The sequence below is a fragment of the Enterobacter sp. HG048 genome, from assembly GCF_024702055.1.
In the GTDB taxonomy this organism is placed as follows: domain Bacteria; phylum Pseudomonadota; class Gammaproteobacteria; order Enterobacterales; family Enterobacteriaceae; genus Enterobacter; species Enterobacter dykesii.
In genome coordinates this window covers 24,457-38,699 of sequence record NZ_JANLIZ010000020.1, presented here as the reverse complement: position 1 = coordinate 38,699, position 14,243 = coordinate 24,457, and the positions used below count along the sequence as shown (strand labels likewise).

General features: G+C 58.6%; 10 protein-coding genes. 4 read left to right on the top strand and 6 right to left on the bottom strand.

The window, feature by feature from the left end; genetic code table 11:
• Positions 1–22 precede the first annotated feature (22 nt).
• The 6 genes from fhuB to hrpB form a co-directional block, all read right to left on the bottom strand.
• Positions 23–2,005, bottom strand: coding sequence for a Fe(3+)-hydroxamate ABC transporter permease FhuB (gene fhuB, locus NUX24_RS19105; RefSeq protein WP_257833455.1), 1,983 nt, complete (start codon positions 2,003–2,005; stop codon positions 23–25).
• Positions 2,002–2,892: a Fe(3+)-hydroxamate ABC transporter substrate-binding protein FhuD gene (gene fhuD, locus NUX24_RS19100; protein ID WP_257833453.1), complete on the bottom strand. Its 891-nt coding sequence runs from the start codon at positions 2,890–2,892 to the stop codon at positions 2,002–2,004. Before fhuD ends, fhuB begins: the two co-directional genes overlap by 4 nt.
• Positions 2,892–3,689: a Fe3+-hydroxamate ABC transporter ATP-binding protein FhuC gene (gene fhuC, locus NUX24_RS19095; RefSeq protein WP_033144663.1), complete on the bottom strand. Its 798-nt coding sequence runs from the start codon at positions 3,687–3,689 to the stop codon at positions 2,892–2,894. The genes fhuD and fhuC overlap by 1 nt, the downstream gene beginning before the upstream one ends.
• Before the next feature lie 50 nt (positions 3,690–3,739).
• Positions 3,740–5,989 carry a ferrichrome porin FhuA gene (gene fhuA / locus NUX24_RS19090; RefSeq protein WP_257833450.1) on the bottom strand — a complete coding sequence of 750 codons (2,250 nt, stop codon included), beginning with the start codon at positions 5,987–5,989 and terminating at the stop codon, positions 3,740–3,742.
• 235 nt (positions 5,990–6,224) lie between these two features.
• Positions 6,225–8,750, bottom strand: a complete 2,526-nt coding sequence (gene mrcB, locus NUX24_RS19085; protein WP_033144661.1) for a bifunctional glycosyl transferase/transpeptidase — start codon at positions 8,748–8,750, stop codon at positions 6,225–6,227.
• Positions 8,751–8,905: 155 nt separating this feature from the next.
• Positions 8,906–11,335: an ATP-dependent helicase HrpB gene (hrpB, locus tag NUX24_RS19080; RefSeq protein ID WP_257833448.1), complete on the bottom strand. Its 2,430-nt coding sequence runs from the start codon at positions 11,333–11,335 to the stop codon at positions 8,906–8,908.
• 73 nt (positions 11,336–11,408) lie between these two features.
• On the opposite strand from hrpB, the gene thpR reads away from it, so the two are divergent.
• The 4 genes from thpR to gluQRS all read left to right on the top strand — a co-directional run bounded on the left by thpR (position 11,409) and on the right by gluQRS (position 14,239).
• Entirely contained in the window at positions 11,409–11,963 is a 555-nt protein-coding gene (gene thpR / locus NUX24_RS19075; protein WP_126328833.1) for an RNA 2',3'-cyclic phosphodiesterase, read from the top strand.
• Positions 11,953–12,657, top strand: a complete 705-nt coding sequence (gene sfsA, locus NUX24_RS19070; RefSeq protein WP_047646650.1) for a DNA/RNA nuclease SfsA — start codon at positions 11,953–11,955, stop codon at positions 12,655–12,657. Before thpR ends, sfsA begins: the two co-directional genes overlap by 11 nt.
• Before the next feature lie 176 nt (positions 12,658–12,833).
• A complete protein-coding gene (gene dksA / locus NUX24_RS19065) occupies positions 12,834–13,289 on the top strand; it encodes an RNA polymerase-binding protein DksA (protein ID WP_001155232.1) in 456 nt (151 codons plus the stop codon).
• Between the two features lie 59 nt (positions 13,290–13,348).
• Positions 13,349–14,239, top strand: coding sequence for a tRNA glutamyl-Q(34) synthetase GluQRS (gene gluQRS, locus NUX24_RS19060; protein ID WP_257833445.1), 891 nt, complete (start codon positions 13,349–13,351; stop codon positions 14,237–14,239).
• Positions 14,240–14,243 lie beyond the last annotated feature (4 nt).

Sequence of the window (14,243 nt, the reverse complement as noted above, 5' to 3'; positions counted from 1 at the left end):
TAAAGATTGCCGTTTACTTTTATTACCGACTCTGCTTTCTCAACAGATAAATAAAGTACGGCGCACCGATAAAGGTCGACAGCAGACCCGCCGGGATCTGATACGGGAACAGCACCATTCTTCCGCACCAGTCCGCAAACACCAGCATCACCCCGCCCGTCAGGGCCGACATGACGATATGCGGCATCGTCCGGCGGAATCCCATCATTCTGGCAATGTGCGGCGCCATTAATCCGACAAAACTCAGCGGTCCAATCGTCAGGGTTGCCACAGCCGTCAGGCACGCCGCCAGCAGCAGCAGGGCCACACGCGCTGGCGTCAGCGCCATTCCCACCGCGCGCGCGGTTTCGCCGCCAAGCGGCAGAATGGTCATCCAGCGGCGGCACAGCGGCACCATCGCCAGCAGCACGAGCATTGCGATCCCGGACCAAACCACCTGGCTGCCGGTGGCGTTGTACGTCGAGCCGGAAATCCAGGTCAGGATCTTCGCCATACGCGGATCGCCGCTTGCCTGCAGCATCATCAGCAGCATGGTAAATGCCGTGCTGAGCGCCATCCCGGCCAGCAGCATGCGGTGCGGTGAAAATCCACCGCGGCCGGCGGCTATCAGGATAATCATCAGCGTGACTGCCGCGCCGATACTGCCGGCAGGCATCAGCCAGCCAAACGCATTGCCCGGCACAAAGAACAGCATCAGCACCACGCCAAAGGCGGCGCCAGAGCTGATCCCGAGCACTTCAGGGCTTGCCATCGGGTTGCCGGTCAGACGCTGAATAATGCACCCCGCCACCGCCAGCATCACCCCTGCGATCAGCGCAGCGAAGATACGCGGCCAGCGCCACTGCACCAGTTCATTGAGTAAATCACCCGTCGCCCAGTGCCAGCCCGACGCATCGCGTCCGAAAGAGAGCGCCGCGAACGAGGCGATCATCAGCACCGCCAGGCCGGCAAGGCTAAACCACAGCACCGACTGACGTTCAGCGTAAACTTTATCGCCCGCGTCCATCGCCGGTGCGCTCATGCTGCGCAGGCGCGGGAGCAGCCACAGCAGCAGCGGCGCCCCGATAAGCGCGGTAACAGAGCCGGTGGAGACTTCCCTCCAGACCTGCGCCAGCCAGAGAATAAGCTGATCGGAAAGCCAGAGGATCAGCGCCCCAATCAGCGGCGCCAGCATCAGACGCGCCAGCAGGCGACGCGCCCCGAGCATTTTCGCAAGCAGCGGCGCAAACAGGCCGATAAACCCGATGATGCCAACCGCGTTGACCAGCAGGGCACTCAATACAATCGCCAGCGTCAGCGCCGCCAGACGCGCCAGCGCCAGCGCCAGCCCCAGGTTACGCGCCACGCCATCATCCAGCCCCATGAGCGTCAGAGGGCGCAGGAGCAGCAGCGTCAGCACGACGCCGCCAGCCAGCTGCGGCCACAAGTGCTCTACAACGCTCCAGTCGGTCTGGGTGAGCGTGCCGGTACTCCACAAGAACATGCTTTGCAGCCGATCGTGATGGAACAGCACCAGCAGCTGGTTAATCGCCCCGCAGTACAGGCTCACCACCAGCCCGGCCAGAATAAGCGTCACCGGGGAAAGGCGCTTGCCCCAGGCCACGCCAAAGACCAGCGCGCCCACCACGCACGCTCCCGCGAGTGCCGCAAACTGCGAGGTTAACGCTCCCGGCAGCGCCCACAGCGTGGTGATGGTGATCCCAAGCTGCGCGCCTGTCGCGACGCCGAGGGTGGTTGGCTCTGCCAGCGGGTTACGCAACACCTGCTGGAACAGCACGCCCACCAGCCCTAAGCCGGCCCCGACCAAAAGGGAGATCGCCAGACGCGGCAGCAGGCTGTAGTGGAACAGCATCTGCTGAATATTGTCGATATCCGGCGAGGCCAGAGCGGCCCCCCACTGCTCGCGCGGTAACGCCGTGGAGAGGTTGAATCCGGTTAATACCAGCGCAACAAGAAAAAGCAGGGATAACAGCAGCGCCGGGAAGCGGGCGATACGCGTACTCATGCTTTACCTCCCAGGGCGTTATCCAGCACGCGGGCAAAATGCATGGCCGAGAGCGTCGCGCCGTAGAACCAGACTGCCGGAACGCGCTGGAAGCGCCTCTCGCGCACAAACGGCATCGCCTGCCAGAGCGGGGTCTCCATCAGGGTTTGCATGTCGCGTTCGTTACCGTGGTCGAAACAGAGCACGTCCACATCGCGAAACGCCGCCAGGCGGTCGATACCCACGGCGGTACTGCCCCAGAAGGTCATCTCCCCTTCCCAGGCATTGCGAATGCCGAAGCTGTCCAGCACCTCCTGGAACAGACAGTTTTTACCGAAGACCAGCATATGGCGGGCATCCAGCAGCGTCACCATGAGCAGCGGACGATCGCCCCGGAGAGCAAAGCGCGGCGTCAGAGAGTCGATCAGGGCATCAAATTCGTCGAGATGTCTTTTGGCCTCCGCTTCGCGGTTGAGGAAATGCGCCATCTCGTTAATCGAGTTTTTCGCCACGACCAGCGGTTTTTTACCGTCGCTGAAAGCGAATCCGCGCCCGGGCGCAATGCGCGCCATGATCTCCTCTGACGGGCCATAGCCCGCAGACCAGAACAGGAACGAGGGTTTCATCTGGGTGAGCAATTCGAGGTTTGGCTCCGTTCGCAGGCCGACGTCGATTACCGAGTCCGGCAGCTTTGGCTCGTTCACCCAGAGGTTATAGTTAGGAATGTCCGCCACGCCATAGGGCGTGACGCCGAGCGCCATCATCAGTTCGACCGGCAGCCACTCCAGAGCCACAATACGGTGCGGATCGACGGCGGCGGCACGCGCCGTATTCATTTTGAACAGCAGCGGTGAGAGCGCCATCGCCGTCAGCAGACGACGGCGGCTAATGCGTGTGTTATTCAGCATCAGTAGACAAAGCTCACCGGTGCAGCCCCGGCCGGGTGAGGCAGAATACCCATCGGAATACCGTAAATATGTTCCAGCGTTTCGCTGCGCATCAGCTCTGCCGGTGTCCCCTGGGCAATCATCTCGCCGCCGCGCAGCGCGACGAGGTAGTCACAATAGCGCGCGGCCATGTTGATGTCGTGCAGGACCGCAATGACCGTCAGGCCACGCTGCTGGCTCAAGCGATGCACCAGCGCCAGGACGTCGACCTGATGCGCGATATCCAGCGCAGAGGTCGGTTCATCCAGCAGCAGGCAGCGGCTGTCCTGCGCCACCAGCATCGCGATCCACGCGCGCTGACGTTCGCCGCCGGACAGGCTATCCACCAGACGGTGCGCCAGCGGTTTTAGCCCGACCAGCGCAATCGCCTCTTCCACTTTCTCTCTGTCGGCGACGCCGAAGCGCCCAAGCGCACCGTGCCACGGATACCGCCCAATTGCCACCAGCTCACGCACCGTCATCCCTTCCGCCTGCGGCAGCTGCTGCGGCAGATAGGCCACTTTGCGGGCAAAGGCTTTACTGCTCCAGCTCTCCAGCGGTTGGTCATCCAGCAGAATATCGCCTTCTGAAGGCGGCTGATGGCGCCCCAGCATCTTGAGCAGGGTGGATTTACCGGAACCGTTGTGACCAATCAGGCCCGTCACTTTACCGGCAGGGAACGTCAGAGAGAGCGGATGCAGCAGCGTGCGCCCGGGTACGCGAAAGGAGAGATGGTTGAGCGTAAAGGTGGTGTCGGGTTGCGTTTGAATATCCTGCATATCAGCCAACTTAAATAAAAAGGGCACGGCGAACCGTGCCCGAAGAGAGATTAGAAGCGGAAGGTCGCGGTGGCAACAACCTGACGTTCAGCACCCCAGAAGCAGCCGTAGGTATTGAAGCAGCTGGCAACGTACTCACGATCGAACAGGTTGTTCACGTGCAGCGCCACGTTTGAGCCAGCCATGCCAACGCGTGCCAGATCGTATCTGACCAGCGCATCGACAACGGTATAGCTGCCCACCTTGAAGGAGTTCGCAGGATCGCCATAGCTTGAGCCGGTGTAACGCACCCCAGTGCCCAGCGTCAGACCAGACAGCGCACCGTCAAACAGGGTGTAATCGCCCCACAACGACGCCATGTGTTTTGGCACCTGAGCAGGCGTGTTGCCTTTGTAGTTGGTGTCCGTGGTGTATTCCGCATCGGTATAGGTATAAGAACCCACCAGGTTGACGCTTGCAGACAGGGCCGCTTTCGCTTCCAGTTCTACGCCACGCGCGCGGATTTCACCGCCCTGAACCGAGAAGAAGGAGCCCGCCGGGTCCGCCATCAGGTTGTTGGTTTTGGTCAGCTGGTACAACGCACCGGTGACGACGATCGGACGATCGTTCGGCACGTATTTCACGCCCGCTTCGTACTGTTTGCCTTTAGACGGCGAGAACAGTTTGCCCTGAGCATCGGTCTGCGATGCCGGTTCAAACGATTCGCTGTAGCTAAAGTACGGGGTTACGCCGTTATCAAACAGATAGTTAACGCCACCGCGCCAGGTGAACTGGGTATCATCACGTTTGGAGGTGGTGTTCGTCACGCGGTTGTAGGATTCCTGATCGGCCCAGTCATAACGGCCGCCCAGGGTTACCAGCACTTTATCCCACTGCGCCTGATCCTGAACGTACAGCCCCGTCTGTTTCTGACGGTTGAGGATCTGATATGGACCGGAGGTCGCGGGATCTTTTGAGCCGAAATCAAAATCGCTGTTCACCGGATTGTAGAGATCCAGCAGCGGAACAGAGTCGTCGTAACCGAACCAGGAATTGATGTCATTTCGCATGCGCATAAAGTCAACGCCGGTCAGCAGGACGTGGTCCACCTCGCCGGTTGCGAATTTGCTCTGCAGCTGGGTATCAACGGTAAAGTTCTGCAGCTTTTCGTTATCGACAACGTATTTACGCGCCAGATAGTGGCCTTTGTCCGATGGCGCTAACGCGGCACACTGTTTGTTGCCGCTGTTTGCCGGGTCGGTACAAACGCCATAACCGTATACGCTGTTTTGCGAGGTTTTGTTCTCGGCAAAGCGCAGGTTCTGACGCACGGTAAAGGTATCGTTGAACTCGTGGTCGAAGCTGTATCCCACCATTTTCTGGTTACGGGAATAGGTATTGTTCTTCGCGCCTTCGTTGAAGTTCGTCGGCAGACGATCGCCGTTCGGCAGCGGCTCAACCGTTCCCTCTTTTGGCAGCCAGCCGTAGTAGCCCGTTTCAGGCTCGTTCTGGAAGTAGGAGAGGAACGTGAAGGTAGTTTTATCATCCGGACGCCAGGAGAACGAGGGCGCGATGGCGTAACGCTGCTCTTCCGCACGCTCCTGCTGAGCGTTATTAGAACGCGCAACGCCCGTTAAGCGATAAGAGTAAACGCCGTCGTCGTCGATCGCATCGCTAAAGTCAAACCCGGTCTGGAACAGGCTATCCGTGCCGACTTTGAACTGGATCTCTTTCAGCGGCTCGGTTGTTGGGCGCTTACTGACCATGTTCAGCAAACCGCCCGGGCTGCTTTTGCCGTACAGAACGGAAACCGGACCGCGCATGATTTCGGCGCGCTCCAGCATGTAAGGATCAATCACCGCGTCGTTATAGAAGTTCCCCTGCATTTTCATGCCGTCGAGGTAGTTATTCTGCGTCTGGCCATCGGCCGCGAAGCCGCGAATGATCAAATAGTCATAGGTGTTAGACGCGCCGCGCGTGCCTACCGCAACGCCCGGCGTATAGCTCAGGGCTTCTTTCACCGAGCGCGGCTGATGCAGCGCCATCTCTTCGGCAGTGACGACAGAAATAGACTGCGGAACCTTTTGAATAGGGGTATCCGTTTTGGTTCCGGTCGCGGATTGCCGTGCGGCGATGGTCGCAGCTGGCCCCCAGGCACTTTCCTGTGCCGCAGGAGCTGCGTTTACCGTAATGGTTTCTTCTTTTTTCGGGGTTTCGGCCGCATGAGCATAAGCAGACATGCCGGCAACCGCTGTGGCGACGACGACCGCGAGCTTACGCAGCGACGTGTTCATTGGCTGAGCAGTATTGGAAAGCGCCATGTTGAATCTCTGATGTGAAAGTGAATGATAACGTAAACGAGAATTATTATTATGAGCGCCAGAATAATATGCGAAACGCTGGTTGCATAGCAAGCAGTAAGCGGCCCTATGAGAATTAAGGGTTTAAGAAATCATCAAGAGAAAACGAAGGGTTAATCAGTGTTAAAGCGAGGGTTAACGAAATGAGGTCTACGGGTAAAAAAAGCCCCCTTCCGGGGAAGAGGGCTTTAAAAGGTTAGTTACCGCCGAACATGTCTTTAATCCAGCCCGCGACACCGTCGCTATCTTTCTTCTCATTCTGCTGCTGCGGCTGTTGCTGCTGCGGCTGCTGTGGTTGAGAAGACTGGTCAAACGGGTTACCGGTTGGCTGTTCTGGCTGGCTTTGCTGACACAGCGAGTCAGGGTTTGCGGTCCAGACAGGCAGCGTACGCATCCCGCCGCCGCAGACGAAGTTACCGGAGCTGTCCACGCCCATATCGACGATATCTTCCGGCGCCACCAGATTCAGCGGCACAGGAGACTGATTTGCCAGATAGCGCTGGTAAATCGACATCGCCCCGCTCGCGCCGTACAGCTTGGTCGGCTGGTTGTTGTCGCGGCCTACCCAGGTGATCACCACTTCGCGGCCATCAATACCGGCGAACCAGGTATCGACGTTGTTGTTGGTGGTCCCGGTTTTACCCGCCAGATGCAGACCCGGATACTTCGCCCCCAGCTGACGGCCGGTACCGCGCTGCACGACCTGCTGCATCGTCCACAGCGTCATATAGGCGGCCTGAGCAGGAACGGCACGCTCCGCCTGCGGGAAGCTCTGATACAGCACGGAGCCATCTTCGGCAATCACCGAACGCAGGGCAGACAGCGGCGCGCGGTTGCCCCCGCTGGCAATGGTCTGGAACGCCTGCGCCACTTCAATCGGCGTCAGGTTAAGCGCGCCGAGGATCATCGCCGGCACCGGGTGCAGCTGATCTTTCGCCACGCCCAGTTTTTGCCAGGTGTCGACAATCGCCGGCAGTCCCAGCGACATGCCCAGGTTCACCGTTGGCACGTTCATGGAACGGGTCAACGCATCCACCAGCATGACCTGGCCGCTGAACTGTTTATCATCGTTCTGCGGTGACCAGACCTGGCCGTTAGGCTGGCGCAGGGAGATCGGCGCATCCGCAATCCAGGTATTCAGGCGATACTGATTTGGCTGGCTCAGGGCTGTGAGGTAGGTTGCCGGTTTTGCCAGAGAGCCGATTGAGCGACGCGCCTGCATGGCGCGGTTGTAGCCTGCAAACTGCGGCTCGGCACCGCCCACCATCGCACGCACTTCGCCGGTGTTACGGTCAACCACCACCATCGCGGTTTCAAGATCGGAGAGCTTACGCTGTTTCTTCAGCGCCGGAATGCCTTCCACAGCCGCTTTTTCGGCCGCATCCTGCGCCACGGAGTCAAAGGTGGTGAAGATCTTCACGCCGGAGAGATCTTTGACCTTATCACCGAGCTTGCTCTGCAGCTCCTGACGCACCAGCTGCATAAACGCTGGCTGCGGGGAGATCACGCCGCCGCGCGGCTGAACGCCGAGCGGACGCGCGCTCAGCATGTCGTACAGCTCCTGGTCAATCACCTGCTGCTGTTGCAGCAGACGCAGAACGAGGTTACGACGCTCCAGCGCCAGTTTCGGGTTGCGCCACGGGTTATAAATGGACGCCCCTTTCACCATGCCCACCAGCAGCGCCTGCTGGTCCAGGCTCAGCTCTTCCACCGGACGGCCAAAGTAGTACAGACTCGCCAGCGGGAAGCCGCGGATTTCGTTATCGCCGCTCTGACCGAGGTACACCTCGTTCATGTACAGCTCAAGGATACGATCCTTGCTGTAGCGCGCATCCATCAGCACGGCCATGTAGGCTTCGTTCGCTTTACGCCAGTAAGAACGTTCGCTGGAGAGGAACAGGTTCTTCACCAGCTGCTGGGTCAGCGTACTCGCTCCCTGCACGGTACGACCGGCAGTCAGGTTAGCCAGCACCGCACGACCAATCGAGTAGAGGCTGATGCCATCGTGCTCGTAGAAGTGACGGTCTTCGGTTGCCAGCAGGGTATCAACCAGCAGATCCGGGAAGCCGTTACGCGCCACGAACAGGCGCTGCTCGCCGTTTGCTGACGAAAGCATGGTGATCAGACGCGGATCGAGGCGGAAGAAACCGAACTGACGGTTGTTATCCATGTTCTCGATGGTGTCCAGACGATCGCCGTCAAAGGTCAGACGCGCGCGCACCTGCCCCTCTTTGCTGTCCGGGAAATCAAACGGACGGCGGATCATCTCAATGCTGTTGGACTGCACGGTAAATTCGCCAGGACGGGTCATTTTAGACACCTGACGATACTGGGTGGCTTCCAGCAGTTTGACCATCTCGTTTTTGGTGATGGACATATCTGGCTCAAGGTTCACCATACGGCCATACACTGCCGCAGGTAACTGCCAGACTTTACCGTCGATACGGCTGCGGATCTTCTGATCCAGATACACGCCGTAAATCGCCATCAGGACAACAAAAACAATAAACAGCTTCAGCAGCAGCCAGAACCAGCCGCGTTTGCCCCGAGGCTTACGCCCTTTGCCTTTTCCATTACGCGGCATCGGTTCTTCATCCTCATAATCGTCTTCATAGTCATCGTCATAGTCCTCATCTCTGAGGCGACGACGGCTTACCTTTTCTTTCGCCGGACGCGTTGGTTTTCCCTTACGTCCTATTGGCTCGCGGTCATTCCCCGCCATGCTTTTTCTCCGCAACTTTCAGGCGCAAAGGCCAGATTTTCTTTTCTTTCCCAGGTCTGTGAAAGAAGAAATCTCTCAAAATTTGTTTTCTCCCTCTCCCCATGGGAGAGGGTCGGGGTGAGGGCATCAGGCCGCACTCCCGTCTTCCACCTAACTCACGAATATTTCTTCGTTCGCCGCGTCGGCGCCGTATTCGCCGGATCGTCCGGCCAGACATGTTTGGGATATCGCCCCTTCATCTCTTTCTGTACTTCACGGTAGCTTCCCGCCCAGAACGTCCCCAAATCTCGGGTGATTTGTAATGGACGATGCGCAGGCGACAGCAGCTCAAGCACTAACGGCACACGCCCTTCCGCAATGGACGGCGTGGTGGCTTCACCAAACATCTCCTGCATCCGAACCGCCAGCGCCGGCGGATTATCCTCATGATAACGGATGGCAATCCGGCTTCCGGTCGGCACAGTGTAATGCCCTGGCAGTTCACTATCCAGACGTTGACGTAATGACCAGTCCAGTAAATTCTGTAACGCGGTCTTAACATCAAGCGCCTTAAGGGCTCGCAGAGAGTGTACACCGCTCATTTGCGGCAGTAGCCAGCGCTCAAGCGTAGCGAGCAGCGTCTCGTCATCCACCGCAGGCCAACCGTATTCCGGTAGCCACTTCGCGGCGCAGTGCAGACGAATGCGGTACTGCTCCGCTTCCGGCGTCCAGTTCAGGGCGCTCAGCCCTTTTTCCCGAATTCCGTTCAGCATGGCCTGATGAAGCTCGTCTTCCGACGGCTTCGCCAGCGGCTTCGTCCCAAGCGTCAACTTGCCAATCTGGCTGCGACGAAAGGCCTTCAGCGTGCCCTGGGCGTCATCCCATTCCACGGTATCAGATTGCTGAAGCAGCTGCGGACAGGCTCGCGTCAGAGCGTCAATCTCTACGGCAATCGCCTGCAGGATACGCGCATCCGGAGAATGGCTGCCCTGCAGCAACAGCGGGGCGATCAGCCACTCGTGACGCGTCAGCGCATCATCGCTGTCCAGCATCGCCCCCATGCCGTTTGCCAGCTGGTAGCGACCGTCCAGCCCGCGCCGACGCGCGATCCTGTCCGGGAAGGCCTGTGCCAGCAGGAAGGCAATCTTATCGCTGTCAGGCGCACCTCCCCGGCTATTCAGGCGTTTACACAACTGCTGCGCCCGCTGCTGCCAGTTCCCCTGGCTGCGCGAAAACGCCTGCCCCAGATCGCTGCTGCCACCGCGAGGCGGCTCCTCAAGAATAGCCGCCAGTTTTGCCGCCGTGGCAATTTCATCATCCCCTTGCGCGGCCACCAGCATCGCGGCCAGACGCGGATCGTTGCCCAGCGCCGCCATTTTCTGGCCGCGCGCCGTCAGACGCTCGCCTTCCAGCGCGCCAAGCTGCGTCAGCAACGTGCGCGCAGCGGTGAGGTTTACGACAGGAGGAGGATTAAGCCAGGTGAGCTGCTCAGGGTTCGGACAGCCCCACTGCAGCAGATCCATCACCAGACCAGACAAATCGCTTTGTAAAATTTCCGGCGTGCTTTGCTGTACGGCGCGTTCAGCCTGCTCCGCGCTGGTCAAATGCAGGCATATGCCCGACTCAAGACGCCCCGCGCGGCCCGCGCGCTGCACCATCGACGCCTGGCTGATGCGCTGCGTCAGGAGTTTAGTCAGCCCGGTGCGCGGGTCAAAGCTTGCCACCCTCTCCTGCGCGCTATCCACCACCAGGCGAATCCCTTCAATGGTCAAACTGGTCTCAGCAATGTTGGTTGCCAGCACCACCTTGCGCTGCCCCGCCGGCGCAGGAACAATCGCTTTACGCTGATCCTGTAGCGACAACGCGCCGTAGAGCGGGCAAAGCAGCACGTCGCCGCCTAAGCGGGTAGAAAGCTGCTCCTGCACGCGCTGAATTTCGCCCACGCCGGGCAAAAACAGCAGCAGGGAACCGGCTTCCTGGCGCAGCAGCTCAGCCGTGGCAATGGCGACGGCCTCGTCAAAACGCTGATGGGGGGGAAGCGGCTGATAGCGGCGTTCAACCGGAAACGCCCGCCCTTCTGAGCTGATGACTGGCGCATCGGGTAATGCCTGTCGTAGCCGCTCGTTGTCCAGCGTGGCCGACATAATAAGCAGCCGGAGATCGTCGCGTAGCCCCTGCTGCACGTCCAGCAACAGCGCGAGGGCCAGATCCGCCTGCAGGCTGCGCTCGTGGAATTCATCGAGGATCACCAGCCCGACGCCGGTCAGCTCCGGATCGTTTTGCAGCATGCGGGTGAGAATACCCTCGGTGACCACTTCAAGACGCGTGGTTGGGCCAACGCAGGTCTCGGCACGCATCCTGTAACCTACCGTTTCGCCCGGTTTTTCATTCAGCAGTTCCGCCAGACGCTGCGCCACGTTGCGCGCGGCCAGCCTGCGCGGCTCCAGCAGGATAATTTTCCCGCTGATATTTCCGTCTTTCAGAATCTGCAGCGGCAGCCAGGTGGACTTGCCCGCGCCCGTAGGGGCATTCAGCAAAACCTGCGGGGAATGGCGTAAGGCAGCGAGAAGCTCAGGAAGAATGACGGCGACCGGCAATGAGGACACTAACAGCTCCAGAGGGTTAACATTAGTCGGCGTACATTGTAGCATCGGCGCATATCATTACCGAGTCCTCCGTATGCCTGAGTCGAAACGGCTGTTTTTTGCCATTGAATTGCCCACCGCGATACAGCGTCAAATTGTTCGCTGGCGTGCCGACAACTTCCCGCCGGAAGCAGGCCGCCCTGTCGCGGCGGCCAACCTGCACCTGACGCTGGCCTTTTTGGGCGACGTCAGCACCGAAAAACAGCGGGCGTTAGCCGCCATGGCCGGGCGTATTGCCCAGCCGGAATTTACGCTGCAACTCGACGACGCGGGTCAGTGGCTGCGTTCGCGCGTGGTCTGGCTGGGAACGCGCCAGCCGCCGCGCGGATTATTGCAGCTGGCAAATATGCTGCGTGCCCAGGCGGCGCGCAGCGGCTGTTATCAGAGCCCGCAGCCGTTTCATCCGCACATCACGCTGCTGCGCGATGCCGGTCAGGCCGTTGCCATCCCGCCGCCGGGTTTTCACTGGGCCTTTCCGGTCAACGCATTCGCGCTTTATGAATCCGTCTTTGCACAGGGACGCACCCGCTATACGCCGCTACAGCGCTGGACGCTGGGCAACACCGAAAGGAATTCCGATGAAGTTTAGTCCTCCCCTGCAGCACGCCACGCTTATCCAACGCTACAAACGCTTCCTCGCCGACGTGATTACCCCCGAAGGGGTTCAGCTCACCCTGCACTGCCCCAATACCGGCGCCATGACGGGGTGTGCGACGCCAGGTGACAGGGTCTGGTATTCCACATCAGAAAATAGTAAACGCAAATATGCCCATACCTGGGAAATGACCGAAACCCAAAACGGGGCATTTATTTGCGTTAACACCCTGCGTGCAAATCAGCTTGTTAAGGAAGCGCTGACCCTTGGCGCCATTCCCGAACTGGTGGGATATGGCACGCATAAAAGTGAAGTGAAATATGGCGATGAAGGCAGCAGAATTGACTTCATGTTACAGGCGGAAGACAGGCCTGAGTGCTATATTGAAGTGAAATCAGTGACGTTAGCGGAACAGGAAAATGGCTACTTCCCGGATGCGGTAACGCTACGTGGCCAGAAGCATCTGCGAGAGCTAATGAGTGTTGCGGCGGCGGGCAAACGCGCCGTATTGCTTTTTGCGGTGTTGCATTCAGCCATTGAACGTTTCTCCCCTGCCCGCCATATTGATCCTAAATACGCGCAATTGTTGAATGAGGCACAAAAGCAGGGGGTAGAGGTTTTCGCTTATAAAGCGGAACTTTCTGCCGATAATATGACTCTGAGATCCTCTCTTCCCATTGTCTTATAAGGGATTAGACGATTGTCGAATAAGTGTTCTGGCCGCGTGCGCAAATACGCTTTTCCTCACAGGCTTGTCAAGTGTTACGTTTAGATAATTGCCATACGGAAAAGCATCTGCTATTTATAGCGACCTGATTTTTCCCCCAACACGGGGATCGATAGTGCGTGTTAAGGAGAAGCAACATGCAAGAAGGGCAAAACCGTAAAACATCGTCCCTGAGTATTCTCGCCATCGCTGGGGTGGAGCCGTATCAAGAGAAGCCGGGCGAAGAGTATATGAACGAAGCCCAGCTGTCGCACTTCAAGCGTATTCTTGAAGCATGGCGTAATCAACTCAGGGATGAAGTCGATCGCACCGTTACTCATATGCAGGATGAAGCTGCCAACTTCCCGGATCCGGTAGACCGTGCCGCTCAGGAAGAAGAGTTCAGCCTCGAACTGCGTAACCGTGACCGCGAACGCAAACTGATCAAAAAGATCGAGAAAACGCTGAAAAAAGTCGAAGACGAAGATTTTGGCTACTGCGAATCCTGCGGTGTTGAAATTGGTATTCGTCGCCTGGAAGCGCGTCCAACCGCCGATCTGTGCATCGACTGTAAAACGCTGGCCGAAATCCGCGAAAAACAGATGGCCGGTTAATACCAGCGCTGTTTACACACTCTAAAGGCGGGAGTCTCTCCCGCCTTGTTACTGTTGATATGTCTGAATCACACTATATTGGGCGCTTCGCGCCATCTCCTTCCGGTGAATTACACTTCGGCTCATTAATTGCCGCGCTCGGCAGCTACCTGCAGGCTCGCGCCCGTCAGGGCAAATGGCTTGTCCGCATTGAAGATATCGACCCTCCGCGTGAAGTTCCCGGTGCTGCAGACACTATTCTGCGTCAGCTGGAACATTACGGTCTTCACTGGGATGACGAGGTTCTCTGGCAGTCAAAACGTCACGATGCCTATCGGGAGCGTCTGGCCTGGCTTCGCGATCTGGGGCTTTCCTATAACTGCACCTGCACCCGCGCCCGTATCCAGAGCGTAGGAGGGGTTTATGACGGCCACTGTCGTACGCTCAACCTTCCCCCGGAAAATGCCGCCGTGCGCATCAAGCTGCGCTCCCCGGTGACGCGCTTTAACGATCTCCTCTCCGGTGAGATTCATGCCGATGAACGTCTGGCGCGTGAGGATTTTATTATTCACCGTCGTGACGGCCTTTTCGCCTACAACCTGGCCGTGGTCGTCGACGATCGTTTTCAGGGCGTGACGGAAATTGTGCGCGGGGCGGATCTGGTCGAACCGACCGTGCGACAAATATCGCTATATCACCAGTTTGGCTGGACGGCGCCGGACTACATTCATCTGCCGCTGGCGGTCAATGCGCAGGGCTTTAAATTGTCAAAGCAGAACCACGCCCCGGCCCTGCCAGACGGCGATCCGCGTCCTGTTTTGATCGACGCGCTGCGGTTTCTCAACCAGAATGTAACCAACGAATGGCAGGATCTGCGTATTGACGAACTGCTGAAAATGGCCGTTGCCAACTGGACGCTCGCGGCAGTGCCAAAAATCCAGCATTCTCAAATGCGTTGCGCTGAGCTATGATTAG

Excerpts from the sequence above, each read along its gene's own strand:
- fhuB (WP_257833455.1), bottom strand. The coding sequence starts at position 2,005 with ATGAGTACGCGTATCGCCCGCTTCCCGGCGCTGCTGTTATCCCTGCTT.
- fhuD (WP_257833453.1), bottom strand. The coding sequence starts at position 2,892 with ATGCTGAATAACACACGCATTAGCCGCCGTCGTCTGCTGACGGCGATG.
- fhuC (WP_033144663.1), bottom strand. The coding sequence starts at position 3,689 with ATGCAGGATATTCAAACGCAACCCGACACCACCTTTACGCTCAACCAT.
- fhuA (WP_257833450.1), bottom strand. The coding sequence starts at position 5,989 with ATGGCGCTTTCCAATACTGCTCAGCCAATGAACACGTCGCTGCGTAAG.
- mrcB (WP_033144661.1), bottom strand. The coding sequence starts at position 8,750 with ATGGCGGGGAATGACCGCGAGCCAATAGGACGTAAGGGAAAACCAACG.
- thpR (WP_126328833.1), top strand. The coding sequence starts at position 11,409 with ATGCCTGAGTCGAAACGGCTGTTTTTTGCCATTGAATTGCCCACCGCG.
- sfsA (WP_047646650.1), top strand. The coding sequence starts at position 11,953 with ATGAAGTTTAGTCCTCCCCTGCAGCACGCCACGCTTATCCAACGCTAC.
- dksA (WP_001155232.1), top strand. The coding sequence starts at position 12,834 with ATGCAAGAAGGGCAAAACCGTAAAACATCGTCCCTGAGTATTCTCGCC.
- gluQRS (WP_257833445.1), top strand. The coding sequence starts at position 13,349 with ATGTCTGAATCACACTATATTGGGCGCTTCGCGCCATCTCCTTCCGGT.